Below are 25014 nucleotides of genomic sequence, written 5' to 3'. Positions count from 1 at the left end.
GGTTAGGAGAATACCGGTTCCGACGCCGCTTTGCGCGACGCGAAGGAGGCCAGCACCCCGGTCTTGGCCAGGCCGCGGGTGGCCAGCCAGGACAGGCCGCCGGCGATCACGGCGCCGGAGATGGCGCAGAAGATGATGTAGGCCAGCTTGTCCCCGGTCTCGTAGGCGATGTTCCAGCCCCACGGCAGGAAGGAGTCGTTCAGGGCGCAGAACAGCCCGGCGCCGGCGCCGGCCAGCAGCGACACCGGCAGGTTGAACCGCTTGTACAGGAAGGCCGCGAACACCAGCTCGGCTCCGAGTCCCTGGACGAAGCCGGAGAAGAGCACCGAGGCGCCGTACTGCGACCCCATGATCAGCTCGCCCGTGGCGGCAACGGTCTCGCAGAACAGTGCCGCGCCGGGTTTGCGGATGATGAGCATGCCCAGCGCCGCCGGGATCATCCAGCCGCCGGCGTACAGGCCGGTCAGCGGGGGGTAGACCGCGTTGAGCGGCACGGACACCAGGTTCGAGCCCTGGGACCAGGCCCAGAAGATCACGCCGCCGGCCACGGCGATCAGCGCGGCCACCACAATATCGACCACACGCCAGTGGGTCCTGCCGGTGGTGAGTGTCTGCTGTGCAGAAATATCAGTCATGCCATCCTCCTGAGGTACAGGAGGGGAGGGCTTCCGGCGTCGCCGCGGCTTCCGCCACGGGCGCCGGGCACCCTGAGAACTCGACTCCCTTGCGCCGGTACTAACCGGATCAGGTTCGAGGGTCTGCGGCTGTCCGCACTCTCAGCGCCCACCCGCGGTTCCCCGGACTGTTTCCGGTGCCCGACGGCGGCGCTCCCCTGTCGTATCAAATCGCCCGTTGTGGGCTGGCCCAGTTTACACCCGGCAGGGCACGCGCGGAGCGGCCGGTGACCTGCGGATCCGCTTACGGGCTCCAATCCCCGGCTTGGGTGAGATGGACGTTAGCTATGCTGACTCCGAACGGGCTGCCGAACAGCCCACAACTTGGGGGAACACATGGATCGCAAGACGAGGCTATTGGTCGCGGGCGCTGGGATTGCCGGCTTGAGCGCACTGTCCCAACTTCTGTTCGTGATAACCAAACTCCCTGTCATTTTTTGGTCAGATCTTCTGGGCGGAGTCGCCGCAGCCATCGTCACTGCAATTTTCCTGGTCCTTCTCCGTTACCGCCTCCGGCGATCGGCATAGGGGCCTCGTCGGTGCTGACGTGCGACGTTGCCGGGCCGACGCTCAGAGGGTCCCGTATAACCCGCCCGCAATTTGACCGGTGAAGGTGCCCTAAACGCCACACACGGAATGTGTCTCGAAAGCCGAGAGATTCGAGGCAGGTTATGAGACACATCGGCATGGACCCGTCCGTGCGCGGCGAGACCTCAACGTTCAGAGCCTCACGAGCGAATCCAGAAGGGGCCCGCCGGGACCATGGAGAAGTGGGCCCAGATGAAGTCCGGCCCTTAGGGCCAGATCGCGGCATCATAACTATGACGAACTAAGCGTGCAGACCTCTAGAAGACTTCTTGCCGTTTCTCTGGCTACCTTTGAACCACAGTAAGGGCAGTCCAACTCCGCTTCGTTGGCATAGATGATGTTCAAGCAGTTCGCACATTCAACGGCATGAGTCGCCAGGACGTCGCCGATCCTGTCGGAGCTGGATGCGATTACAATTCTCAGATCCGCGAAGCCATAGAGGTTCAACGGTTTAGCCCCTGGATTCGGACGTGTGCCAAGCGGCTTCACCGCCCCGGTTGGAATCCATGCGTTCACCTTGTTGGTGACTCCGGTTGTGCTTATTTTGAAAACACCCGCCGCCTCGGTGAGAGTAAAGCTTGAATTCGCGATTCGAGAAAAGTCGCTTTGGAAGCGGCCGAACTTCTCAAGAGTGCTCTCTTTCGAAAATTCAACGATTCCCCTTGCGAGATTGAACGGGGATATCGCTGCAGCCTCGTTCGGCATCCGCGTGTGTTCTTTTACTATCGATCGGGCCATTCGGATCATGTCACGGGGGGATCCGTGACTTAAGTACACGAGCACCTTGTGAGCATCCAGTGGTGCTTCGTTGTCCACGAGCTGGTTGAAAGAGGTGATCTTGCCATTTGAGAAAGCCGCTAGTCGCCTGCTGAGCATCTCGGAAAGCTCGTCCACGGTCCAGCCCAGATTAACTACTTCAACGCGGTCACCTCGAAGGCCATTGGTTCGCAGGTAGTCCTCCATCTGGTCCCACAAAAAGAACTTGAATGCGGCGCCCGGGGTTTCGAGCGTGGTCAGATCAGTGACCAGTTCAAGAATCAGCTTGCCCGCCGCTTCCGCGTTGTTGGTCGTGCTCGGCGTTTCATCCACCTTGTCGATCAAGAAGTAGACCGCGTCCCACCCGAGCTTCTTCGCGATCTCGACCAGCTGCGACAAGAAATAGTAGCTACTTGCGGCCTTGGAGTCTTGTGCTTGCTGCTCCAGACTGACCGAGATGTTCACATCGTCCAGCCCCGCCTTCTTCATAAGTAGGGCGACGCCGGCGGCGACGGGACCACCGTACTTTTTCCAAAACTCTCCGGCTTTGTCACCGAGGGTCTTCACAGCATCTACTGCGTCCTTGTACTCCCCAAGCCCGAGCACCCCGACAAACTGTTGCGCAGCCACCTTTACAATCTGGCGGTCATGATCGGTCAGAAAGAAAGCGTCGACGCTGTCGTTCTCCAAATGGGACAGGATCGCCAGCGTAACGATGCGGCATAGCTCCACCTGGTGGGCAGCGAGATCCCCACCGCGGCCGACGATCGACGCGAACGAGTCGTAGGTGAGACACAGGTACCGGGCGTCCGGCTCTACTGCCTCCCGCTCAATCATCAGCCGCTGCGCAGTCTTACCTCCGCCACGGGGAGCGAAGACGACATTGGACTTCGGCGTTGCGGGATCACCTAGGACGCTCTGGAAATACGGCGGTGGAACGAAATAGTCCCCGAGACGTTCCTCCTGCTCGGCATTCGTGTGGGCTAGAGGGTCGCCGGCGAAGCCGGCCTTCTGCAGGTAAGACTCGATTGACAATGATCGACCTTTCGTTCGCGTTGATCCTACTTGTCAGCCCGGCCTTTGTCCTCACCAGGGACCCGAAACGGCCCACCCGCTGCTCAGGTTGCCCGCGACCTCGAAATGACCAGCGCGACGTTCTACCGACGCTCTCATGCCCTGACGCCTAGAGGGTCACCCCCACCGCTTCCCTACCTCGCGCGAATCGCTGCGCCCGGGCGGCATGGTTGCTAGAGTCGGCCTACACCATGCGCTCTCCCGACGGAGGTTGAAGCCTTGCTCGAAACCCCAGCGCCCGTAACCCCTGAGCCCGCCGCGGACTACGACCCGGACTCGGCCGATCCGCAACCCCACGGCGCACTGGCCGCACTGATCGGCCGCATCCTGGCCGAAATCGAGGACCTGCAGTTCCAGTCCTTCAGCAAGGACGACGCCCTGGACCTGGGCCTGCGCCTGGTGGAGCTGGGCCGGCAGCGGTCCCACCCGATCGCCATCGACATCACCAAGGGCGAACAGGTCCTGTTCCACGCCGCGCTGGAGGGCGCCACCCCGGATAACGAACGCTGGATCCGGGCCAAGTACCGCACCGCGGTGCGGTACGAAGTTCCCTCCCTGCTGGTGGGTCTCCGGGCGCGGGCGGCCGGCCGCCGGATCGAGGACGATCCGTGGTTCGACCCGCAGGAGTTTGCCGCGCACGGCGGTTCCTTTCCCATCTACCTGCGCGGGACCGGGATGATCGGGGCGGTCACGGTGTCGGGGCTGCCGCAGAAGGCCGACCACGAGCTGGTGGTCGAAGCGCTGGCCGAGATCCTGGGCCGCCCGGGGCTGCCGGGACGCTAGGCCTGCCGGAACGCTAAGGGACGCCAGGGCCCGGGGCCCGGCCCAGCCGCAGCAGCGCCACCCCGACCCACACGAACCACACCCACAGCAGCACCCCGTAGGCCCAGTAGAAGCCGGGAACGGCATGGCGCAGGGCTTCCGCCACCACCCCGAGGGCTCCGGTGGCGACGCCGACCCGGGCCAGGGCCCGCGGCAGCGCCCCCTTGAGCATCACGACGGAGATCAGCAGGATCCCCACCGCGGACAGCATCCCGGCGGCGGCGGGGGTGTTGTTCTCGGCGATGACTGCCTCGGCGGCCGTAGCGTAGCGCAGCCGCTCGCCGTCGTCGGACGCGGCGGCATAACGGTCACTGAGGTACACCAGCACCGTGGAGCCGCGGCTGGTGACCGGGATAGCGAGGACCAGCCCCCAGGACAGGGCCCCGATGACCGTGGCCAGCAGGGCCAGGCCCCGGTCCAGCGGGGCGAGGGCGACGAAAAGCGCCACGAAGACCAGCACGGGCAGGATATTCGGCAGCGTCCAGAGCAGCTGCTCGGCGGTGTAGCTTTCCTTGTGCCGGGCAATGAATTCCAGGGTCTCGGCACCGCCGTGGACCGGCGGCGGGGCGAGGAAGTCCAGGACCAGGGCCAGCACCAGCAGGGCGACGAAGAGCACCGAGCCAAGACCGGCCCAGAAGAACAGCCGCCGCCAGTCGTGCCACCCGGCATCGCGAGCCTGCGACAGGGCGGGCGGGGCAGCGGCAGAGTCGGTCATGCTCGACGGTACGTCCCCGAACGCACGGCGCAGCAGGGGCGTTCGGCCCGCCCCGCCTACGGGGCAGGCGCCGTGCCGGGGCCGGCGATGACGCTAGGCTAGGGGAAGCCCTGTTTCCTCCCGCAAGGAGTACGACGCATGAACATCCTGATCAAGTTGCTTGGCACCGGCATCAGCCTCGTCGCCGGTTTCGTCGGCACCAAGGTGGTCGACACCGTCTGGGAAAAGACCACCGGCAACAAGCCGCCGAAGGGCCACGACGACGACGTCCCCACCACGCTGCGCCAGGCCCTGACGTTCGCCCTGATCTCGGCCTCGGTCAGCGCCGTCATCCAGGTCCTCGCCAACCGCGGCACGCAGCGCGCCATCACCCGCTTCGCCAAAACCCAGGACATCGTCTAAGGCGCACCGTCTAGGCCGCATCGTCTAACGCCCCAGCGGGCTACTTGTCGTCGGTGAACCCGTGTTCGCCGGCAGCCTGCTGAACGACGGCTTCGAGCTCGTCGGCGCTGAGCAGTTCCGGGTGCAGGTGCTTGGTGCGGTACCCGGCCCGGCCCACCATGTGCGCGGAGACCGGGACCGTGAGCAGCTGGAAGATCCAGGCCACCACGAGCACCGGCCACACCCACCAGGTGCGCAGCTGCAGGCCCACCGCGCACAGCAGCAGGAACAGGCCCAGCACCTGTGGCTTGGTCGCGGCGTGCATCCGGCTCATCAGGTCGGGGAACCGCAGCAGGCCGATCGCCGCGCCGAGGGACATCAGCGCCCCCACCACCATGAAAACGGCGGAAACGGCGTCGATCACGGCGTCTACGGACATCTGGTCAGGATTCATCGGGCTGCTTCCTTCGGTCTGCCACGAAGCGGGCCACGGTCACGGAGCCGACGAACCCGATGATCGAAATGGACACCAGCAGCATGAGGTTGTTCAGGTGCCGGTTGACGGCCATGTCGATGCACAGGGCCGCACCGAGGATGGCCAGCAGCACATCCGAGGCCAGCACCCGGTCCAGCAGCGACGGCCCCCGCGCGATCCGGATGATCGCCCCGCCGGCCGCGAGGGAGAGCACGACGGCGGTGATGGTCAGGACCAGCGGCATCATGCGCCGACCTCCTGGTTCAGTGCGGACAGCTCGGCCTTGGTGCCCATGATCCGGATCAGCCCGGCCTCGGTCTCCCGGACTTCCTTGCGGAGTTTGTCGGCGTCGTCGGCGTCGCGGACGTTGATGCCGTGGATGTAGAGCGTGGAGGTGGACCGGTCCACTTCCACCACCACGGACCCGGGGATCAGCGAGATGACGTGCCCGGTGGCGGTGACCAGCAGGTCCGAACGGCTGCGGAGCGGCACGGCGACGACGGCGCTGATCACCCGCGGCCCGCGGACCACGGCCAGGATCAGGACCTGGAAGCTGGCCGCGACCACCTTGGCCAGGAAGCCCAGGGCGAACGGGACCGCGCGCAGCACGTTGAACCGGCCGCCGAGCTCCACCGGGGGCAGGTACAGCAGCCGGGCCACGACGACGGCGATCAGGGCGCCGAAGAGCAGGTTCCCGGGGCTGAAGTCCTGCCAGAGGGCGCCCCAGACGATGACGAGCCAGACCAGCAGGGGCAGCTCCTGGCGCAGCGAAACTCGTTGGCGGGTCATCGCTTCTCCCCCTGCGGCGCGGGCTGGGCGAAGGCCGGGACGGGGGCATCCTCGCCCAGCACGGACTGGATGTAGGCGCTCCGGTCCAGCATCTCCCCCGCCGACTGCCCGGCCACCCGGAACAGCGGCCCGGCGAAGACCGTCAGCGCGACGCCGAACAGGACCAGACCCAGGGTCGATCCGACCATGGTGCGTGGCAGCAGGGTGGTCTTCTGCTGTCCTGCCCGGTCACCGGTGTCCTTGCCGCCGGGAACGGCGAGCAGCACCGGGTCGGGGTGTTCAGCGTCCTCGGGCTTGCGCCAGAAGGCACGGTTCCAGACGCGGGCGATGGCCAGCAGGGTCAGGAGGCTGGTGAGCACCCCTCCGGCCACGAGCGCATACGCCAGCGGGGTGCCGAGCTGCAGGCCGGCCTGCAGCAGCCCCAGCTTGCCCAGGAAGCCGGACAGCGGCGGGATGCCGGCCAGGTTCATGGCGGGCACGAAGAACAGCACGGCCAGCAGCGGCGAGAGCTTCGCCAGCCCGGCGACCCGGTCCACCGACGAGCTCCCGGCGCGCCGTTCGATCAGGCCGGTGACCAGGAAGAGGCTGGTCTGGATGGTGATGTGGTGCGCCACGTAGAAGACCGCGGCGCCCAGGCCCGCCACCGAGGACATCGCCAGGCCGAACACCATGTAGCCGATGTGGCTGACCAGGGTGAAGGAGAGCAGTCGTTTGATGTCGCTCTGCGCCAGCGCGCCCAGGATCCCCACCACCATGGTCAGCAGCGCCGCGACCATCAGGGGCGTGTTGAAGGTGTCCCCGGGGAAGAGCAGGGTCTCGGTCCGGACCATCGCGTAGACGCCCACCTTGGTCAGCAGGCCGGCGAACACCGCGGTGACCGGGGCCGGTGCCGTCGGGTAGGAGTCGGGGAGCCAGAAACTCAGCGGGAAGACGGCCGCCTTGATGCCGAAGGCCACCAGCAGCAGCACGTGCAGCAGGTTCCGGGTGCCCTGGTCCAGTTCGGCCAGCTTGATCGCGAGGTCCGCCATGTTGATGGTGCCGGTGGCGCCGTAGATCATGGCGATCGCGATCAGGAAGAGGACGGAGGACACCACGGACACGACGACGTAGGTGACGCCGGCGCGGATCCGCGGGCCGGTTCCGCCGAGGGTCATCAGCACGTAGCTGGCCGTCAGCAGGATCTCAAACCCGACGTACAGGTTGAACAGGTCGCCGGAGAGGAAGGCGTTGGAAACACCTGCGACCAGGATCAGGTAGGTGGGGTGGAAGATCGACACGGGAGCGTCGCTGTCCCCGTCGGCCATGCCCTGGCCGGTGGCGTACACCAGCACGGCGAGGCTGACGGCGGAGGACACCACCAGCATGAGCGAGGAGAACTGGTCGACCACCAGCACGATGCCCCACGGCGGCAGCCAGCCGCCGATGTTCACCGCGGACGTGCCGCCGTTCCAGACGGAGGCGAGGAGCAGGCACTCGAGCAGCAGGGTCAGGGAGAGCAGCACGATGCTGACGGTCCGCTGGGCCCGGGGCTGCCAGATCAGCAGGAAGGTCAGGGCGGCGCCCAGGAGGGGAAGGACGACGGCGAGCGGGGCAAAGCTTGCGATGTTCACTTCTGCCCTCCTTCCGGGCCGGGGTGGACGGTGCGGGAGCCGGGCTGTTCCTCGGCGGCGGCCTCCGCGGCGGGCATGTGGCGGGCTCCGGCCCGCACGGTCTCCTCCGGGGCGTCGCCGTCCGCGGTGCCGGCCGGGCCGGCCGCCACGAGCGGGAATTCGGAGGTTTCGACCGGGATGACGGCGTCGTCCTCGGCGTCGAAGCTGGGGGTCTCGGCCACGCGGCGGTCCTCGGCGTCGTCCTGGATCTCGTCCTGCCGCGCCAGCACCCAGGTGCGGTAGATGATGCCCAGCATGAAGGCGGTCACGGCGAAGGAGATCACGATCGAGGTCAGGATCAGGGCCTGCGGCAACGGGTCGTTGTAGTCCCGGGGGTCGGTGGCCTTGTCGAACAGCGGGGCCAGGCCCGCGTAGCCGCCGGTGGCGAGGATCAGCAGGTTGGTGGCATTGGCCAGCAGCATCAGGCCGAGCAGGACGCGGGTGAGGCTGCGTTCCAGGAGCAGGTAGATGCCGCAGGCGTACAGGGCTCCCATCACCGTCAGCAGGGTCAGATTGACGCTCATGCGTTCCCCCCGGTGGTGGATCCGGCCGGCCGGTCCGCGGCGCCGGCGTGGCCGTCGCCGGGCTCTCCGGGCAGTTCCCGGCTTTCGGCCACGGACTCCGGCTGGTTTTCGAAGTGTTCGTCGATTTCGGCGCCGAGGCTGCGCAGCACATCCAGGACGAGGCCGACGACCACGATGTAGACGCCGATGTCGAAGATGGTGGAGGTGACGAACTTGATGTCGCCGAAGACCGGCAGCCAGAGTTCGATCACGGCGGTCTGGAAGACCTGGCCGCCCAGCAGCAGCGGCGCCACTCCGGAGGCCGCGGCCGTCGCGAGGCCGATGCCCAGCAGCGCGCCGGCGCCGACCGGCGTCGCCTCCCGCAGTTCGAAGCGGCCGCCGGCGAGGTACCGGATGGTCAGGGCCAGGCCGGCCGTGAGGCCGCCGGCGAAGCCGCCGCCGGGGAGGTTGTGCCCGGCCAGCAGCAGGTAGATGGAGAACACGATCATGGAGTGGAAGACCAGCCGCGTGACGACTTCGAAGATGATCGAGCGGCGTTCCGGCGCCAGCGTCCGGCCGGCGACCAGCCACGCGTCCCGGGTCGCCGCCGCGAAGCGGCGGCTCATGGCCAGCGCGGCGTTGTCGCGGGTGTTGGCGGTTCGGCCGGGGCGGCGGCCAACGCTGCCCTCGGCGACCTCGGCGGAGGGTCCGATCTGGTCGCCGCGGCCGCGGACAAAGATCAGGCTGGCGACGCCGGTGGCCGCGAGCGCCAGCACCGAGATCTCACCGAAGGTGTCCCAGGCCCGGATATCCACCAGCGTGACGTTGACGACGTTCAAGCCGCCGCCGCCCTCATAGGCAAGGCGCGGGAACTCCAGTGACACCGGTGTTGCCACCCGGGAGCCCATCGCGTAGATCGCGACGAAGACCATGGTGAGGCCGAACGCGGCGCCGATGATCACCCGGATCACGCGGTATTTTCCGCCCGTGCGGTCCCGGAGTTCGGCCGGAAGGCTGCGCATCGCGAGGACGAAGGCTACCAGGATGATCGTCTCCACCAGCATCTGGGTCAGGGCCAGGTCCGGGGCGCCCTGCAGCGCGAACATCAGGGCGATGCCGTAGCCGGTGACGGAAACCATCAGCACGGCCAGGAAGCGTTTGTTGGCCCGCACCGCGGCCAGTGCGCCGATCACGATCCCGGCGCCGACGACGAGCTGCAGCGGCGAGTTGGGGTCCACGAAGTAGAGGCCGCCGGGCAGCGGCTTGTCCGCCAGCACGAGGGCGGTCAGCGGGAGCACGAAGGCGACCGTCAGGATGACGGCCAGGTAGAAGAACAGCGAACCGCGCTGGGTCCGTCCGGTGATCCAGACGGCGGCGTCGTCGAGTGCGCCGATCGTGAGCTGGTAGCTGCGGTCGGCGTCGAACCAGGCCGGGACCAGGGACTGCGCCCGCGCGACGGCGTTGCGGCCGTAGAACATGGCCAGGCCGAGGGCGAACGTGACGGCGGTCAGGCCCAGCGCCGGGGTGATGCCGTGCCAGAGCGCCAGGTGGCCGGCGCCGTCGCCTCCGTCGAACAATGCCGCGTAGGGCTGGATCCAGGCGTCCACCGGGACCGGCCACAGGCCGTAAACGATCGTCAGCAGGCTCAGCAGCGCCGGGGCGGCCAGGAACGCCGGCTTGATCGCTTTGAACGGCGTGGGCTCGACGCCCGGTTTCAGCGCGAAGGCGCCCCACATGAACCGGGCGCTGTAGGCGAAGGTCAGGATGGACCCGAGCACCAGGCCGGCCAGGGCAGCCAGCCCCCACGGCCCGGTTTCCGCGTGGTGCACGAACGCCTCGAAGACCGATTCTTTCGCCACGAAGCCGGCCAGCGGCGGCACGCCGGCCATGGAGGCGGCGCCGATCGCGGCCACCACGCCGAGGGCCCGGGAGGACCGGTAGACGCCGGAGAGCTTGCGGACGTCGCGGGTCCCGGCCTGGTGGTCGATGATGCCGACCACCAGGAACAGCGTGGCCTTGAACAATCCGTGGGCCAGCAGCAGGGCGAGGCCGGCCAGGGCGGCGTCGGGTTTGCCGAGTCCGACCACCATGGTCAGGAACCCCAGCTGGCTGACCGTGCCGTAGGCGAGGATGAGCTTGATGTCGGTCTGCCGCAGGGCGCGGTACCCGCCGACCAGCATGGTGGCCAGGCCCAGGCCCAGCACCACCGGAAGCCAGAACGTGGTCTCGGCGAACCCCGGGGCCAGCCGCGCCACCAGGTAGATGCCCGCCTTGACCATGGCCGCGGCATGCAGGTAGGCGCTGACCGGCGTCGGCGCCGCCATGGCCCCCGGGAGCCAGAAGTGGAACGGGACCAGCGCGGATTTCGTCACCGCACCGGCGAGGATGAGGACGACGGCGGCCGCCACCGCCTCGGCCGCGGGCCCGCCCACCAGGTCCGGCGCGGCCGCCAGGAGGGCGGAAATCCGGTACGTCCCGGCCACCGAGCCCAGCATGATCAGCCCCACCAGCATGGCCAGGCCGCCGGCAGTGGTGACGACCAGGGCCTGCAGCGCGGAGCGCCGGGCCGAGAGCCTGGTCCGGGCGTAGCCGATCAGCAGGTACGACAGGACAGTGGTCAGTTCCCAGAAGATGAACATCAGCAACAGGTCATCGGCCGTGACCAGGCCGAACATGGCCCCGGCGAACGCCAGCAGCTGGGCGCCGAAGCCGCCGAGGTAGCTGTCCTTGGATTTGAAGTAGCGCGCGCAGTACACCAGCACCAGCGCACCGACGCCGAGGACCAGCAGCGACATGACCCAGGCCAGGGCGTCCATCCTGAAGGCCAGTTCCAGACCCAGGTCCGGAATCCACGGCAGCACCGCCGCGGTGGACCCTGCGTCCGAATACACAGCCCCGTGCTGCAGCGCCAGCCAGATGAACGACCCTGCGGGCACGGCGGCCAGCACGTAGAACGCATTCCGGCCCAGCCAGCGGAAGAGGAACGGCGCCACAGCGGCCACCGCGAAGTGCACGGCAAGGACTGTGATCACTGGTATCTCCGCAACGTCAGGGATTCGATTGTCAAAAGTTGGAGCAGGCGGGGCAAGAGTTAGGTTCGGTGGGCCCAGTTTACCAAGCGTGCGCAAATTCTTTACCGGCCGGGACCCCGCCGGGCACCGTTTCTGCCCGGCCTGTCGCCGCGGGGCGGCTAACATCGGGCTATGAACTCCGCCACCGCCCCGGAGGCCACCCAGCCGGCCTCGGAACTTGAGTCCGGCAGCCACGCCACCGGCAAGGGCCGGGTCCTGGCCTGGGCGGCGTGGGATTGGGGGTCCGCGGCCTTCAACGCCGTGATGACCACCTTCGTTTTCACCGTGTACCTGACGTCCAAGCCGTTCGGCGGCGAAGACGAAGCCTCCGCGGTGCTCGGCGGCGCCCTGGCCATCGCCGGGGCCGCGATCGCCCTGCTGGCACCGGTCACCGGCCAGCGCTCGGACGCAGGCGGACGCCGGAAACTCTGGCTCGGCGTCAACACCGCCGCCGTCGCGCTCCTGACCGGGCTGTGCTTCTTTGTCTTCCCGCGCCCGGAGTTCCTGCTCCTCGGGGTGACGCTGATCGCGCTGGGAAACGTCTTCTTCGAATTCGCCGGCGTCAACTACAACGCCATGCTGGCGCAGATCTCAACGCCCGCCACCATCGGCAAGGTCAGCGGCTTCGGCTGGGCGGCCGGCTACCTGGGCGGCATCGTGGCGCTGCTGATCGTGCTGCAGCTGTTCGTCCAGCCCAGCATCGACTGGTTCGGAGCCTCCACCGCCGACGGCCTGAACATCCGCCTGGTGGCGGTGTTCTCCGCCCTGTGGTTCCTGGTCTTCGCGGTTCCGGTGATGTTCGCTGTTCCGGAGGTCCCCCGGTCCCGGCGGTCCGGCCCGGGCTTTTTCGGCTCCTACGCCCTGCTGGTGCGCCGGATCAAGGCCATCTACCGGACCAGCCCGCACACGATCTTCTTCCTGCTCGCCAGCGCCATCTTCCGGGACGGGCTCGCGGCGGTCTTTACTTTCGGCGGGATCATCGCCGCGGGCACTTTCGGATTCGAGCTCAAGCAGGTGATCTTCTTCGCGATCTTCGGTAATGTCGTCGCGGCCGTGGGCGCACTGGCGGGCGGCTTCCTGGACGACAAGGCAGGGCCGAAGGCGGTCATCATCGGATCCCTCGTCGGCCTGCTGGTGGCCGGCAGCGTATTGCTGGCCCTGGGCAACGAAACATATTCCCTCTTCGGCATACAGTGGCCGGGCAGCACCACCTTCTGGGTTTTCGGCCTGTTCCTCTGCCTCTTCGTCGGTCCTGCGCAGTCCGCCTCGCGCGCCTACCTGGCCCGGCTCGCCCCGCACGGGGAGTCCGGCGAACTGTTCGGCCTGTACGCCACCACCGGCCGGGCGGTGAGCTTCCTGGCCCCCGCACTGTTCACCCTGTGCATCACGGTCGCGACGCCGTTCGTCGCCCCGGGTGGGGCGCAGCGCTGGGGCATCCTGGGCATCCTGGTCGTGCTGTTGGCAGGACTGCTCGTGATGCTGCCGGTCAAACCGCCGGGCAAGACGGAAATCGCTGTGGTGCCGGAGGCCTGAACCGCCCTAAAGTCGCCGGCCGCGCACTAGGCTGGAGGCATGAACGTGGATGAAACGGACCTTCCCGGCCTCGGCCGGCGCAAGGATTTCATGACCGCCTCGGGCCGCCGGATCGGCGTCGTCGAGTACCGCGAGGGCCAAACCGAACTGATCGTCTCGACCTGGGACGACCCGGACACGTGCCAGGCCTCGATCCCGCTGACCGCGGACGAGGCCGCGGCGCTCGGCAATCTCCTGGGCGGACAGCGGCTGGCCATGCAGCTGTCCGAGGCGCACCGTGAGGTGCCGGGGATCGTGACCCGGCAGTTCTCCATCGCCGCGGACTCCCCATTCCAGAACCAGCCCATGGGCAAGGCGTGCATCCGCACCCGGAGCGGCGCCTCGATCGTGGCCATCATGCGCGAGGGTGAAGTGCTCCCCTCGCCGGGTCCCGACGTCGTCCTGCACCCCGGCGACCTTCTCGTTGCGGTGGGCACCCAAGAGGGACTGGACACGGCGGCCAGCATCCTGCGCAACGGATAAGCGGCATGGATCCGCTCGCCCTGACCCTCATTGAACTGGGGGCCGTCGTGTTCTGCCTGGGCCTGCTGGCCAGGCTGGCCGGGCGGATCGGCATGTCCCCCATCCCGCTCTACCTCATCGGCGGGCTCTTCTTCGGAGCCGGCGGCCTGGTGAAGCTGGAAGGGATGCACGAATTCGCCCATCTTTCCGGCGAGATCGGCGTCATCCTGCTCCTGCTGATGCTCGGACTGGAATATACGGCGGCGGAGCTGGTCACCGGCCTGCGGCGGTCCTGGCAGGCCGGGGTCCTGGACCTGGTCCTGAACTTCCTGCCCGGCGCCGGCCTGGCGCTGCTGCTGGGCTGGGGTCTGGTGGGCGCAATGGTCATGGGCGGCGTCACCTACATCTCCTCCTCCGGGATCGCGGCGAAGGTCATCACCGACCTCGGCCGGATCGGCAACCGCGAAACCCCGGTCATCCTGTCCATCCTGGTCTTCGAGGACCTGGCGATGGCGGTTTACCTGCCGATCCTGACGGCCACCCTCGCCGGGGTCAGCTTCCTGGTCGGTTTGCAGACTGTGGGGATCTCCCTCGCCGTGGTGACACTCGTGCTGGTGGTGGCGCTGCGCCACGGCCACCACGTCTCCAAGGCCGTCCACAGCGAGAACTCCGAGGTATTCCTGCTCAACCTGCTGGGCGCGGCCCTGCTGGTCGCGGGCCTGGCGGCCGCCATGCAGGTTTCCGCGGCGGTGGGCGCCTTCATGCTCGGGATCGCGATTTCCGGGGCCACCGCCCACAGCGCCACGCGGATCCTCGAACCGCTGCGGGACCTTTTCGCGGCGATCTTCTTCGTGGTCTTCGGGCTCAACACAGACCCGACGTCCATCCCGCCGGTGCTCGGCTGGGCCCTGGTCCTGGCCGTGCTGACCGCCGCAACCAAGATGCTCACCGGCATCTGGGCCGCCAAGCGAGCCGGAATCGCGCTCCCGGGGCGTTTCCGGGCCGGGGCGGCCCTCATTGCCCGCGGCGAATTCTCCATCGTGATCGCCGGGCTCGCGGTGGCCTCCGGCGTCGTCCCCCACGACCTGGCCGCCCTCGCCACCGCCTACGTGCTGATCATGGCGGTGATGGGCCCGCTGGCGGCACGCTTCATCGAACCGGTCGTGCGGCTCTTCGGCCGGCCGGTCAGGCGCGCTGCCGTCCCGGTCCGCCCCGCCGGGTAGCGGCAGGGTAGCGGCGGCTTGCGGCGCCGCGGAGGCACCCGGGCGCTAGATGTCGGTGCGGTGGAAGTTCAGGTGGCTGCGGCTGGCCGTCGGGCCGCGCTGGCCCTGGTAGCGGTTGCCGTACTCGCCCGAGCCGTACGGGTGCTCGGCGGCCGAGGTCAGGCGGAAGAAGCAGAGCTGTCCGATCTTCATGCCCGGCCACAGCTTGATCGGCAGCGTTGCCATGTTGGAGAGCTCCAGCGTGACGTGGCCGGAGAAGCCCGGATCGATGAAGCCCGCCGTCGAGTGCGTGAGCAGGCCGAGCCGGCCCAGGGACGACTTGCCTTCGAGCCGGGCCGCGATGTCGTCCGGCAGGGTGACGGTCTCGTAGGTGGAGCCCAGCACGAACTCGCCCGGGTGCAGGATGAAGGGCTCGCCCGGTTCGACCTCCACGAGGCGGGTCAGCTCGGGCTGGTCCTCGGACGGGTCGATGTGGGCGTATTTGTGGTTGTCGAAGAGCCGGAAGAAGCGGTCAATCCGCACGTCCACCGACGAGGGCTGGACCATCTCGGGGTCGAAGGGCTCAAGCACAATCCGCTGGGAATCGATTTCGGTACGAATGTCGCGGTCAGAGATCAGCACAGGTTCAAAAATACCCCAGACCCGGCCGGCCGGATCACCCGCGCGCGGGTGTGACGCCCTGGTCGGGTCAGGCGGCCGCCAGCCGGGGCTCGAGCACGGACTTGAGCTGCTCCAACTCGGCGACCTGAGTCATCATCGCCCGGCGCACCCGGGGGTAGCTGAGCAGGGCGGCGACGGCCGGGCGGCAGCGCAGCGCGAACCGCACCCTGGTGCTGCTTCCCTCCGTGCTCAGGTAGTAGCCTCCGTGCACGCGCATCCGTCCCGCAATGGCCTGGAATTCGATTTCCGCGCCGGGACGGGTGGTGGAGAGCGTGAAATCGACGTCGGCCGGCCCGCCCGCTCCGGCGAAGAGCGGCCGGTAGACGGCGCCCGCGGCGCCGGCGGCCCCGGAAATCAGTTTGACGCCGCGGATCCCGGTCCGCCAGGACGCAAGGTTCCGGGGGTCCAGCAGGAAGGTGTAGATGCTCATCGCGTCGCGCTCGATCACGACTTCATACTCTGCAAAGGCCACGGAATCCTCGCTCGGCGGACGGCTGATGGGTGTAGCCCGTTCCCCGGAGACTGCAGCTAACCCTTTCAGGATAGACAGCAAGGCCCGCCCCGCGCGCCTGCGGGGACGGGCCTTTATCGAAGAGTTATCGCCGGTGCCGTTCGTTACGTGTCGGCGCCGGACACGCTGACACACTGCCGAGGCAGGCCTGCGCCGGGCGGGCACGCCGGATGAGCGCATGTTCGGGGAAGGACGGCGATCTGGGGTAAGGTAAAACTCGTTGTTAGGCGGGTCAGGATTCGGTTCCTGTCCGGCCCAATGCGGCTGTAGCTCAATGGTAGAGCGCTAGCTTCCCAAGCTTGATACGCGGGTTCGATTCCCGTCAGCCGCTCCATTCCCCCTTCTGCGCGCCCGTTCCGGACAGGCGCACCCCGGGCCCGCGGCGCGCCCGTCCAAAAGCGCAGCCCCGGTCCAAAAGCCCCGCGGAAACCTCAGGCCCGGACGATCCGCAGCAGCCGCCTCCGGGCCTTCAGGTCAACCTTCAGCATCAACTGCCTCCGGCGGGCCAGGACATCGGCGCCACTCCCTATTTGCGCGCCCGTTCCGGACACGCGCACCCCGGGCCCGCGGCGCGCCTGTCCAGAAGCGCAGCCCCGGTCCGAAAGCCCCGCGGAAACCTCAGGCCCGGACGATCCGCAGCAGCCGCCTCCGAGCCTTCAGATCCACCTTCAGCATCAACTGTCCCCGGCGGGCAAGGACGACGGCGACTGTCGCCGCGGCCAGCGCCGGCACCCCGCCGGAAACGAAGATCGCTAGGTGCGGGTCCAGGTGCTCCGCCAGCCAGCCCATCAGGGGGCCTCCGATGGCCTGGCCGCCGATCAGCACCATGATGTACAGGCTCATGACCCGTCCGCGGATCCCCATGTTGGCGCTGACCTGGACCAGCTGGTTGGCGGCCGTAAGGAACATCAGGCACCAGAAACCGGCAAGCACCATCGCCGCCCCGAACCATGCCATCGAAGGGGCCGCGGAGGCCAGGCACAGCATCAGGCCGTACATCCCGGCGCCAAGCATTACGGAGCGCAGCCGGAGCTGCCGGCGCCGCGCGGAGGTAATCGCCCCCGCCAGCGCGCCGAGCGCCACCAGGGCGTTGAGCAGGCCGTAGCCGCCGGCGCCGGCGTCGTAAACGTGGTCGGCAAACGCCGCCAGCAGCACCGGCAGGCTCATTGCGAACACGGCCACGAAACCTGCCATCAGCCAGGGCCAGTAGATGGTGGGCTTGGCCAGGGCGTACCGGAGCCCCTCCCGCAGCATGCCCTTGCGCTTGGGCGCCGGCAGCGTGAGGTGGAGCTGGTCCTTGCGCAGGAGCATCAGCATGGTCAGGGTGGAGCAGCATGCCGCGGCGTTGGCTGCGAAGGCCCAGCCGGCCCCCACGGCGCTGAGCAGCACGCCGGCCACCGCCGGCCCGATCAGGCCGCCCAGCTGGAAGATCGTCGAGTTCACGCTGATGGCGTTCCGCAGGTAGGCCGGCCCAACGAGTTCGTTGACGAAGACCTGCCGTGCAGGCTGGTCCAGCACCGTGACCAGGCCCAGGATGAGGGCGATCGCGTACACGTGCCAGACCTGGATCTGGTGCGTGAGCGCCAGCACTGCCAGGGCGGCCGCCAGCACCGCTGCCACGCTCTGGCACAGCATCAGGATTTTCCGCTTGGCGAAGCGATCCGCCATCATCCCGCCCCAGGGACCCAGCAGGAGCGAGGGCAAGAACTGCAGGGCCACGGTGACGCCGACGGCGGTGACGGAGCCGGAGAGCTGGAGCACCAGCCAGTCCTGCGCGATCCGCTGCATCCACAGCGCGACCACCGCGATGAAGTGTCCCGCCGCGAAGATCCGGAAGTTCGGGACCTTGAGGGAGATGAAGGTGTGCCGCCACGGCAACCGCTCGCTGACGACGGCGACCGGCTGGGTCACGGGGTCGCCGACCGTCGGGGTAACGACGACGCCGGCCGGCTGGGCAAGGGGGCCCGGCCGGGCGGCAGGAAGGGGTTCGGACGGGGGATCGGCGGCCTGGAACGGCGGAGGGGGTGGCACGGATTACCTCGGAGCAAAGGGTTTCTTGAAAGTGCCTTCAGCCTATGCTGGCAAAAATCGATAATGGAAGGATATTCTGCACATAACTAACATCATGAAACGCAATGGATTGGGGAGTCCATGACCCGCACCGGCAGCCCGGCGACCGACGGCCCGCATGTTTGAGCCGGCCCAGCTCAGGTCCTTCCTGGCCGTGGCGGAAACGCTGAGCTTCACCCGGGCGGCGGAGCGCCTGGGCCTGGCGCAGCCGACCGTCAGCCAGCACGTGCGGAAGCTCGAAGCCGCCGCCCGGCGCACGCTGATCGCCCGCGACACCCGCGATGTGCGGCTGACCGACAACGGCGACGCCATGGCCGGGTTCGCGCGGACCATCCTGGCCGCCCACGATTCCGCGGCCCGCTACTTTTCCGGGTCGGCGATGCGCGGCCGGCTGCGCTTCGGCACCGCCGACGACCTGGCCATCACCGGACTCCCCCGGATCCTGCGCGAGTTCCGCCAGATCTACCCGCAGATCAACCTGGAACTGACGGTGGGCCAAAGCGACCAGCTCTACAAGCGGTTGAACGCCGGCCAACTGGACCTGGTCTTCGTCAAGTGGGTTGCCGGCGCCAAGGACGGCACCGTCGTGCAGCAGGATTCCTTCGCCTGGGTGGGACTTGAGCAGACTGCCCTGGACCCGGCCGAGCCGGTCCCCCTGATCGCCTACCCCTCGCCGAGCCTGAGCCGGAAGCTGGCCATCGACGCGCTCGAGGCCACCGGACGGACCTGGCGGATCACCTGCACGACGCGCCAGATCAGCGGCGTGCTCGCTGCTGTCCGGGCCGGAATCGGTGTCGCCGTGATGCCTTCCTCGCTTGTCCCGGACGACCTGAAGATCGTCACCCGGCGCTTCGACCTCCCGCCGGTGGGCGACGTCGACTTCACCCTGATCCGCAATCCGCTGGCCAACACGGAGGTCATCGAGGCCCTCACCCAGACCATCGTCGGGCGGGCGCTGAACCGCTCCACCTAGGCGCAGCCGGCGGGTACCTACGCGCCGAGGGCGGGGTACCTACCCGGAAAATACCCAGTCCTGCGGCGCTGTACGCAGCCATTGAACACTAGGTGGTACTTGCCCTATCCTGACCTTGTTGAAGGTCAAGCAGAGGCCCGCCACCACACTATTCACAACGAACGCTCGCCCTGACTGCCGCGGTGCGGCAGGCGGCAGGCGCTCGGGATAGGCCAGCAATGACGCCCGCCATTAACCATTCTCGTCCCGCGGTATCGCCGCACCCCGGCCGACCGGGCCACCCGATCCAGGGTGCCCGCTCCCTGGCCGCCCGGCTCGAAAGCCTGCCGCACACCGCCCTGGGCCGCCGGGATCCGCACCCGGCGACGACGCGCGCCGATGACGACTTTGTCGGCATCCCTTATTGCGAGCGCTGCGGGACGGACGAGTTCGTCTACCTCGAAACGTTCGTGCCCGCCAAGCACCACCGGGACGGCTCCGTCAGCAAACTGGCCGAGGTCACCTACTTCTGCTCCGGCTGCGACGACTTTTCCGCCCACGCCGTCCCTGCCTCTTGGGCGCCGCCGGGCTGGTACCTGGGCTAGCCGCCCCGCCGCCCGCGCCGGATAAGCTCGCGCCCCGCGCCGGACTAACCGCGGACAAACCGCCGCAGCCGCACACCCTTCGGTGTGCGGCTGCGGCTGTATGTCGGGTCCTGTGCGCGGACAGCCCCGGCGGAGCGGCCTGCCGGGGCAGGCGCCCGGGCTAGAGCAGGCCCTCGGACAGGTGGTTAGCGGTCCCGAAGCGGTGCGCCGTGATGCTGACGGCCTGCTCGTGCAGGAACGGCAGCAGCTCCACCCGCCCGGCCTCCGTGACCGGGTGGGAGTACACCGCCAGATCCGGCCGGCCGCCGGTTGCCTCGGCCAGGGCCGCGGCGTCGCCGCCGATCAGGCGGACCCGGGTCACCGGCAGCTTCGCTGCCCCCGCGAGCCGGGCTGCGGAGGCGAGCCAGTCGGCGTCGTTCTCCACGGCTGCTTCGATCCCGAGTCCCGCGAGCACGGCCCGCAGCTGGGCGGGCAGCTCTAGCGCACTGGACACGGTCAGATCCGAGCCGGCACGAACGCCGGCCGCGACGACCCGCACCAGTTCACCGAGCGGGTTCCCGGCCGAGAGCCGGACGGCGACCGGCAGCGGCCGGTAGCGGAACACGTTGCGCTCGGCGATCAGGCCCGAGACGTCCTTCGCCGTCCCGAATTCCTCGGCCCAGGCTCGGGCGTCGGAGGCGAGGGCACGCTGCAGCGGCGCGAGTTCGGCGGCTGCCAGGAACCCCTTGGCGGCGTCCTCCAGCCGGCTCACGCCGGGGTGCAGCTCTGCCACGGACCGGTCCGCGGCGCTGGGCTTGCTGAACCAGTCGCCGAGGCCGACGAGGTAGTTCGGGCCGCCGGCCTTGGTGCCGGCGCCCACCGCGGACTTCTTCCAGCCGCCGAAGGGCTGGCGCTGCACGATCGCGCCCGTGATGCCGCGGTTGACGTAGAGGTTGCCGGCCTGGACGGTGTCCAGCCACAGGGCCAGCTCGTCCGAGTCGAGGGAGTGCAGGCCGGAGGTCAGCCCGTAGTCGATCTCGTTCTGGAGATCGATGGCCTCCTCCAGGGTCTCGGCCGTCATGACGCCGAGAACCGGGCCGAAGAACTCGGTGAGGTGGAAGTAGGATCCCCGCCGGACGCCGTGGCGCACGCCCGGGCTCCAGAGCCTGCCCGAATCATCCAGCTGCTGCGGCTCCACGGCCCAGGCCTCGCCCTCGCCGAGGGTGGTCAGCGCGTTGAGCAGCTTGCCGCCGGCGGGTTCGATGATCGGGCCCATCTGGCTTGCGGGGTCCTCGGGGTAGCCGACCTTGAGCGAGGTGACGGCGTCGATCAGCTGGTTGTGGAAGCGCTTGGAGGTCGCGACCGAGCCCACCAGGATCACCAGCGAGGCCGCGGAGCACTTCTGGCCGGCGTGGCCGAAGGCGGAGTACGCCACGTCCTTCGCCGCGAGGTCCAGGTCGGCGCTGGGGGTGACGATGATCGCGTTCTTGCCGCTGGTCTCGGCCAGCAGCGGCAGGTCCTTGCGGAAGGAACGGAACAGTTCGGCGGTTTCGTAGCCGCCGGTCAGGATAACGCGGTCGACGGCGGGGTGGGAGATCAACTGCGTCCCGAGCTCACGTTCACCGAGTTGCACCATGGCGAGCACATCGCGGGGCACGCCGGCCTCCCAGAGCGCTTCGACCATGACGGCGCCGCTGCGGCGGGCCTGCTTGGCAGGCTTGATGACGACGGCGGAGCCGGCGGCGAGTGCCGCGAGGGTGGAACCGGCCGGGATGGCCACCGGGAAGTTCCATGGCGGCGTCACCACGGTCAACCTCGCCGGCACGAAGGTGGCGCCGTCGACGTCGTCGAGCTTGCGGGCGGACTCGGCGTAGTAGTGCGCGAAGTCGACGGCCTCGCTGACCTCGGGATCGCCCTGGTCGATGGTCTTGCCGGTTTCGCTGGCCATGACCTCGAGCAGCTCTGCGCGGCGGGATTCCAGGACGTCGCCGGCGCGGCGCAGGATCTCCGCTCGCTCGGCCCCGGAGAGGGCGCCCCAGGCCTTGCCCTTTTCAACGGCGGTTTCGATGACGGTGTTCAGGGCCGCTTCGGTGGTGATGGTGGCGGCCTCGACGGCGGCGTTGCCCAGCGTGGACGTGGCCACGCGGCCCAGGATGGCGCGGCCCCAGTCGCGGTTCGCAGGCAGCGAGGGGTCGGTGTCCGGCGTGTTCTCGAAGGAATCATGCGGCATGGGCGCGGCCGGGAGGGCGCGGTTCTGCCGGCGGTTCGGGGCCGGGACCTCGTCGTCGAGCCCGGCAAGGGAGGCGAGGAACCGCTGCTTTTCGCGCTCGAAGAGCGCTTCGTTTTCGCTCAGTTCGAAGACGGCGGACATGAAGTTTTCCTGGCTGGCGCCTTCTTCGAGCCGACGGATCAGGTAGGCGATCGCGACATCGAACTCGGCGGGGTGGACCACCGGCGTGTAGAGCAGCAGCGAGCCGACGTCCTTCTTGACGGCCTCGGCCTGGCCCTGGGCCATGCCCAGCAGCATCTCGAATTCGATGCCCTGCTCTGCGGTATCCGCGATACCGCGCTGTTTGGCCAGCAGCCACGCGAAGGCGATGTCGAACAGGTTGTGGCCGGCCACGCCGATCCGGATGTTGCGGATCCGTTCCGGGTGCAGGGCGTAGTTGATGACGCGCTTGTAGTTGGTGTCGGAGTCCTGCTTGGTGCCCCAGGTGGCCAGCGGCCAGTCGTGCAGGGAGGCCTCGACCTGTTCCATGGGGAGGTTGGCGCCCTTGACGACGCGGACCTTGATGGCGGCGCCGCCGCCGGCGCGGCGGGCCGCGGCCCAGTCCTGCAGGCGGATCATGGCGGCGAGCGCGTCGGGCAGGTAGGCCTGCAGCACGATGCCGGCCTCGAGGTCCTTGAACTCGGGCTTGTCCAGGATCCGGGTGAAGACCGCGATGGTCATGTCCAGGTCCTTGTATTCCTCCATGTCCAGGTTGATGAACTTGGCCTTGCGGCCGCCGCCGGCGAAGGAGGCGGCCCGGGTGAAGAGCGGGGTGAGCTTTTCGACCACGTGCTCCACGGCCTCGTCGAAGGCCCAGGCGGAGTGCGGTGCCACGGTGGAAGAGACCTTGATCGAGACGTAGTCGACGTCGGGCCGGGCCAGCAGGGTGTGGGTTCCCTCGAGCCGGCGGGAGGCTTCATGCTCGCCGAGCACGGCCTCGCCCAGGAGGTTCACGTTCAGCTTGATGCCGTCCTTGCGAATCTTCGCGATCGCCGGGCCCAGCTTGGCGTCGGTGGCATCGACAATCAGGTGGCCGACCATTTCGCGCAGCACGCGCCGGGCGACCGGGATGACGACCTGCGGCAGCACCGGAGCCATCGCCCCGCCCAGGCGGACGGCCCCGCGCATGTACCAAGGCAGGAAGGCCGGGACCTTGGGCGCGAGGGCGGCGAGGTTGCGGGCGGCGACCCGGAGATCTTCGGGGCGGACGACGCCGTCGACGAAGCCGACGGTGAAGCCCAGTCCGTTCGGGTCTTTGAGCACGCCGGCAAGCTGCTGGGCCGAGGCGTCCACCGGGACTTTGGCGGCTTCGGTCAGCCAGTGGCGGACCAGGGTGATGCTCTCCTCGGCGAGGGCGGCGGCTTCAAGCACGGGCGAGCCTTCGGAGACGGCTGCGTGGATGGCGTCGCTGCTCTTGTCCGCGCCGGCGCTCAGCCCGGATTCCAGTGAGGTGTTGGTCATGGAAGCACTCGTTCTTTCTCATCATGTGGACCGTTCTGGAATCAGTATGCGACCGGATTTTCATAAGATAAAGCGATGTTTTCCGAGCAATGCTCGTTAGGAAAATCGAACCTTTCACACCGCTCCTCCACCGACCCGCCCACCCCCGACGACGCTCCCTCAGATCCGGCTCACTATGACGAAACCCTCCCCCATGAAGTGAGGGAGGGTTTGTCGAAAACGCGCCGGATCTGAGAGAGCGTGCGGGAGTCAGCCGACGTGCCGGTGCAGCTCCACGGCTTCCTGGTGCCGCGGGCTGTCCGGATTCATCAGTGAGTGCTTCCGGCCGTAGCCGAAGTAGATCGCCAGCCCGATCACCAGCCAGACGCCGAAGCGGAGCCACGTCTCCCAGTGCAGCTGGAGCATCAGGAAGCCCGAGGCCAGCATGCCGAACAGCGGCACCACGGGCATCAGGGGAAGCCGGAAGGTGCGTGGCGCCTCCGGTTTCGTGTAGCGGAAGATGATCACGGAGAGGCAGACGACGACGAACGCGGCCAGGATGCCGATGTTCGTCAGGTCCGCGACGGCCTTGATCGGGAAGACCCCGGCGAGCAGCGCCGACGCCACTCCGGCGATCCAGGTCACCCGCTGCGGGGTTCCGTGGCGGTCGGTCTTGGCGAACCAGCCCGGCAGCAGCCCGTCGCGGCTCATGGAGAACCAGACGCGGGTGACGCCCAGCAGGAAGGTCAGCATGACGGTCAGGATGGACAGCACGGCAAACACGGAGATGATCGTTGCGATGACCGGCAGGCCGACGCCGTTGAAGGCGGACGCGAACCCGGCCTTGGGGTCGATCTCCTGGTAGTTCTGCATACCGGTGAGCACCAGGGTCGCCGCGACGTAGAGCAGCATGGCCACGATCAGGGACAGGATGATCGCCTTGGGCATGTGCTTCTTGCCGTCGGTGGCCTCTTCCGCCGCGGTACTCATCGCGTCGTAGCCGAAGACGGCGAAGAAAACGGTGGCCGAGCCGGCCAGTACGGGACCGAACCCGCTGGGCATGAACGGGTTGTAGTTGTTGGTGTTGATGTAGAAGACGCCCAGTCCGATGATGAACAGGATCAGGACGACCTTGATGGCGACGGCAATCAGCTCAAAGCGGCCGAAGGTCTTGGTGCCGCGCGAGAGGATCCATGCCACGAGGAGGCAGACGGCGATCGCGGGGATGTTGACCACGCCGCCCTTGCCTTCGTCCACGGTGGAGGTCATCCAGACCGGCATATGGATGCCGATGCCGGACAGGAACGCGTCGAAATAGCCGGAGATGCCGATCGCCACCACGGCCACGATGGCGATGTACTCCAGCAGCAGGTCCCAGCCGATGAACCAGCCGATCACCTCGCCGAGCGCCACGTACCCGTAGGTGTACGCGGAGCCGGCCCGCGGAATCATGCCGGCGAACTCAGCGTAGGACAGCGCCGCCGCCGCGGAGGCCAGCCCCGCGATCAGAAAGGAGATCAGCACGGCGGGTCCGACGCCGGGCTCACTCTCGCTGCCGTGGGCCACGAGGCCGGCGAGGGAGAAGATGCCGACGCCGATGATGCCGCCGACGCCGATCGCGGTGAGCTGCCACAAGCCGAGGCTCTTGAAGAGCCCACTGTGCTTGTTCTCTTCTTCGATGTCGTCGATCGGCTTGCGCCGCATGATCGATTGGGTCAGGTCTCTCGAACTCATCAGGGTCTCCTCTTTGGGGGTGCCACCCATCAATCCGCCC

General features: G+C 68.1%; 21 protein-coding genes, 1 tRNA gene and 1 riboswitch. Of the genes, 8 read left to right on the top strand and 14 right to left on the bottom strand.

What is annotated here, in order from left to right; translation table 11 throughout:
- Positions 1–2 precede the first annotated feature (2 nt).
- Both ACTWLI_RS07115 and ACTWLI_RS07110 read right to left on the bottom strand, forming a co-directional pair.
- Entirely contained in the window at positions 3–635 is a 633-nt protein-coding gene (locus ACTWLI_RS07115) for an ECF transporter S component (protein ID WP_445155929.1), read from the bottom strand.
- Positions 636–703: 68 nt separating this feature from the next.
- Positions 704–844, bottom strand: a riboswitch (TPP riboswitch).
- A 649-nt stretch (positions 845–1493) separates the two neighbouring features.
- A complete protein-coding gene (locus ACTWLI_RS07110; RefSeq protein WP_445155928.1) occupies positions 1494–3053 on the bottom strand; it encodes a P-loop ATPase, Sll1717 family in 1560 nt (519 codons plus the stop codon).
- Positions 3054–3311: 258 nt separating this feature from the next.
- On the opposite strand from ACTWLI_RS07110, the gene ACTWLI_RS07105 reads away from it, so the two are divergent.
- Positions 3312–3875, top strand: a complete 564-nt coding sequence (locus ACTWLI_RS07105; RefSeq protein WP_445155927.1) for a heme-degrading domain-containing protein — start codon at positions 3312–3314, stop codon at positions 3873–3875.
- A 13-nt stretch (positions 3876–3888) separates the two neighbouring features.
- Here ACTWLI_RS07105 and ACTWLI_RS07100 read toward each other — a convergent pair whose 3' ends face one another.
- Positions 3889–4629: a DUF4386 family protein gene (locus ACTWLI_RS07100; RefSeq protein WP_445155926.1), complete on the bottom strand. Its 741-nt coding sequence runs from the start codon at positions 4627–4629 to the stop codon at positions 3889–3891.
- 138 nt (positions 4630–4767) lie between these two features.
- Here ACTWLI_RS07100 and ACTWLI_RS07095 point away from each other — a divergent pair, with 138 nt between their 5' ends.
- Complete coding sequence (locus ACTWLI_RS07095) at positions 4768–5031, top strand: DUF4235 domain-containing protein (RefSeq protein ID WP_445155925.1); 264 nt, start codon at positions 4768–4770, stop codon at positions 5029–5031.
- 40 nt (positions 5032–5071) lie between these two features.
- On the opposite strand, the gene mnhG is transcribed toward ACTWLI_RS07095, so the two are convergent.
- The 6 genes from mnhG to ACTWLI_RS07065 are packed head-to-tail and all read right to left on the bottom strand — an operon-like array spanning position 5072 to position 11458.
- Entirely contained in the window at positions 5072–5464 is a 393-nt protein-coding gene (gene mnhG / locus ACTWLI_RS07090) for a monovalent cation/H(+) antiporter subunit G (protein WP_056737307.1), read from the bottom strand.
- The gene (locus ACTWLI_RS07085) at positions 5454–5732 is read right to left on the bottom strand and encodes a monovalent cation/H+ antiporter complex subunit F (protein ID WP_056737305.1); all 279 of its coding nucleotides are present in this window, start codon (positions 5730–5732) and stop codon (positions 5454–5456) included. Before ACTWLI_RS07085 ends, mnhG begins: the two co-directional genes overlap by 11 nt.
- Positions 5729–6274 carry a Na+/H+ antiporter subunit E gene (locus ACTWLI_RS07080; RefSeq protein ID WP_445155924.1) on the bottom strand — a complete coding sequence of 182 codons (546 nt, stop codon included), beginning with the start codon at positions 6272–6274 and terminating at the stop codon, positions 5729–5731. The genes ACTWLI_RS07085 and ACTWLI_RS07080 overlap by 4 nt, the downstream gene beginning before the upstream one ends.
- On the bottom strand, positions 6271–7884 hold the full coding sequence (locus ACTWLI_RS07075) for a Na+/H+ antiporter subunit D (protein WP_445155923.1): 1614 nt from the start codon (positions 7882–7884) through the stop codon (positions 6271–6273). Before ACTWLI_RS07075 ends, ACTWLI_RS07080 begins: the two co-directional genes overlap by 4 nt.
- The gene (locus ACTWLI_RS07070; protein WP_445155922.1) at positions 7881–8447 is read right to left on the bottom strand and encodes a Na(+)/H(+) antiporter subunit C; all 567 of its coding nucleotides are present in this window, start codon (positions 8445–8447) and stop codon (positions 7881–7883) included. Before ACTWLI_RS07070 ends, ACTWLI_RS07075 begins: the two co-directional genes overlap by 4 nt.
- The gene (locus ACTWLI_RS07065) at positions 8444–11458 is read right to left on the bottom strand and encodes a Na+/H+ antiporter subunit A (protein ID WP_445155921.1); all 3015 of its coding nucleotides are present in this window, start codon (positions 11456–11458) and stop codon (positions 8444–8446) included. Before ACTWLI_RS07065 ends, ACTWLI_RS07070 begins: the two co-directional genes overlap by 4 nt.
- 171 nt (positions 11459–11629) lie before the next feature.
- Here ACTWLI_RS07065 and ACTWLI_RS07060 point away from each other — a divergent pair, with 171 nt between their 5' ends.
- Genes ACTWLI_RS07060 through ACTWLI_RS07050 form a run of 3 tightly spaced genes read left to right on the top strand, consistent with a single transcriptional unit; the run spans position 11630 to position 14754 of the window.
- Entirely contained in the window at positions 11630–13030 is a 1401-nt protein-coding gene (locus tag ACTWLI_RS07060; RefSeq protein ID WP_445155920.1) for an MFS transporter, read from the top strand.
- A gap of 39 nt (positions 13031–13069) precedes the next feature.
- On the top strand, positions 13070–13552 hold the full coding sequence (locus ACTWLI_RS07055; protein WP_175322308.1) for a cation:proton antiporter regulatory subunit: 483 nt from the start codon (positions 13070–13072) through the stop codon (positions 13550–13552).
- Between the two features lie 5 nt (positions 13553–13557).
- Entirely contained in the window at positions 13558–14754 is a 1197-nt protein-coding gene (locus ACTWLI_RS07050) for a cation:proton antiporter (RefSeq protein ID WP_445155919.1), read from the top strand.
- 45 nt (positions 14755–14799) lie between these two features.
- Here the strand turns inward: ACTWLI_RS07050 and dcd are convergent, their stop codons facing one another.
- Positions 14800–15375, bottom strand: a complete 576-nt coding sequence (gene dcd, locus ACTWLI_RS07045) for a dCTP deaminase (RefSeq protein ID WP_445155918.1) — start codon at positions 15373–15375, stop codon at positions 14800–14802.
- Positions 15376–15442: 67 nt separating this feature from the next.
- Complete coding sequence (locus tag ACTWLI_RS07040; protein ID WP_445155917.1) at positions 15443–15886, bottom strand: hypothetical protein; 444 nt, start codon at positions 15884–15886, stop codon at positions 15443–15445.
- A 299-nt stretch (positions 15887–16185) separates the two neighbouring features.
- On the opposite strand from ACTWLI_RS07040, the gene ACTWLI_RS07035 reads away from it, so the two are divergent.
- Positions 16186–16259: transfer RNA gene (locus tag ACTWLI_RS07035), tRNA-Gly, on the top strand.
- Between the two features lie 284 nt (positions 16260–16543).
- Here ACTWLI_RS07035 and ACTWLI_RS07030 read toward each other — a convergent pair.
- Entirely contained in the window at positions 16544–17956 is a 1413-nt protein-coding gene (locus tag ACTWLI_RS07030; protein WP_445155916.1) for an MFS transporter, read from the bottom strand.
- A 157-nt stretch (positions 17957–18113) separates the two neighbouring features.
- On the opposite strand from ACTWLI_RS07030, the gene ACTWLI_RS07025 reads away from it, so the two are divergent.
- Positions 18114–18968, top strand: a complete 855-nt coding sequence (locus ACTWLI_RS07025) for a LysR substrate-binding domain-containing protein (protein WP_445155915.1) — start codon at positions 18114–18116, stop codon at positions 18966–18968.
- 218 nt (positions 18969–19186) lie between these two features.
- Entirely contained in the window at positions 19187–19552 is a 366-nt protein-coding gene (locus ACTWLI_RS07020; protein WP_445155914.1) for a hypothetical protein, read from the top strand.
- Between the two features lie 160 nt (positions 19553–19712).
- On the opposite strand, the gene ACTWLI_RS07015 is transcribed toward ACTWLI_RS07020, so the two are convergent.
- Both ACTWLI_RS07015 and ACTWLI_RS07010 read right to left on the bottom strand, forming a co-directional pair.
- A complete protein-coding gene (locus ACTWLI_RS07015) occupies positions 19713–23261 on the bottom strand; it encodes a bifunctional proline dehydrogenase/L-glutamate gamma-semialdehyde dehydrogenase (protein ID WP_445155913.1) in 3549 nt (1182 codons plus the stop codon).
- Positions 23262–23510: 249 nt separating this feature from the next.
- The gene (locus tag ACTWLI_RS07010) at positions 23511–24974 is read right to left on the bottom strand and encodes an amino acid permease (protein ID WP_445155912.1); all 1464 of its coding nucleotides are present in this window, start codon (positions 24972–24974) and stop codon (positions 23511–23513) included.
- Between the last annotated feature and the right edge of the window lie 40 nt (positions 24975–25014).

The sequence above is a fragment of the Arthrobacter sp. Hor0625 genome (assembly GCF_052567525.1).
This window is presented reverse-complemented; position numbering and strand designations above follow the sequence as displayed.

Excerpts from the sequence above, each read along its gene's own strand:
- ACTWLI_RS07025 (WP_445155915.1), top strand. The coding sequence starts at position 18,114 with ATGTTTGAGCCGGCCCAGCTCAGGTCCTTCCTGGCCGTGGCGGAAACG.
- ACTWLI_RS07095 (WP_445155925.1), top strand. The coding sequence starts at position 4,768 with ATGAACATCCTGATCAAGTTGCTTGGCACCGGCATCAGCCTCGTCGCC.
- ACTWLI_RS07060 (WP_445155920.1), top strand. The coding sequence starts at position 11,630 with ATGAACTCCGCCACCGCCCCGGAGGCCACCCAGCCGGCCTCGGAACTT.
- mnhG (WP_056737307.1), bottom strand. The coding sequence starts at position 5,464 with ATGAATCCTGACCAGATGTCCGTAGACGCCGTGATCGACGCCGTTTCC.
- ACTWLI_RS07020 (WP_445155914.1), top strand. The coding sequence starts at position 19,187 with ATGACGCCCGCCATTAACCATTCTCGTCCCGCGGTATCGCCGCACCCC.
- ACTWLI_RS07085 (WP_056737305.1), bottom strand. The coding sequence starts at position 5,732 with ATGATGCCGCTGGTCCTGACCATCACCGCCGTCGTGCTCTCCCTCGCG.
- ACTWLI_RS07050 (WP_445155919.1), top strand. The coding sequence starts at position 13,558 with ATGGATCCGCTCGCCCTGACCCTCATTGAACTGGGGGCCGTCGTGTTC.
- ACTWLI_RS07055 (WP_175322308.1), top strand. The coding sequence starts at position 13,070 with ATGAACGTGGATGAAACGGACCTTCCCGGCCTCGGCCGGCGCAAGGAT.
- ACTWLI_RS07010 (WP_445155912.1), bottom strand. The coding sequence starts at position 24,974 with ATGAGTTCGAGAGACCTGACCCAATCGATCATGCGGCGCAAGCCGATC.
- ACTWLI_RS07070 (WP_445155922.1), bottom strand. The coding sequence starts at position 8,447 with ATGAGCGTCAATCTGACCCTGCTGACGGTGATGGGAGCCCTGTACGCC.
- ACTWLI_RS07015 (WP_445155913.1), bottom strand. The coding sequence starts at position 23,261 with ATGACCAACACCTCACTGGAATCCGGGCTGAGCGCCGGCGCGGACAAG.
- ACTWLI_RS07115 (WP_445155929.1), bottom strand. The coding sequence starts at position 635 with ATGACTGATATTTCTGCACAGCAGACACTCACCACCGGCAGGACCCAC.
- ACTWLI_RS07100 (WP_445155926.1), bottom strand. The coding sequence starts at position 4,629 with ATGACCGACTCTGCCGCTGCCCCGCCCGCCCTGTCGCAGGCTCGCGAT.
- ACTWLI_RS07080 (WP_445155924.1), bottom strand. The coding sequence starts at position 6,274 with ATGACCCGCCAACGAGTTTCGCTGCGCCAGGAGCTGCCCCTGCTGGTC.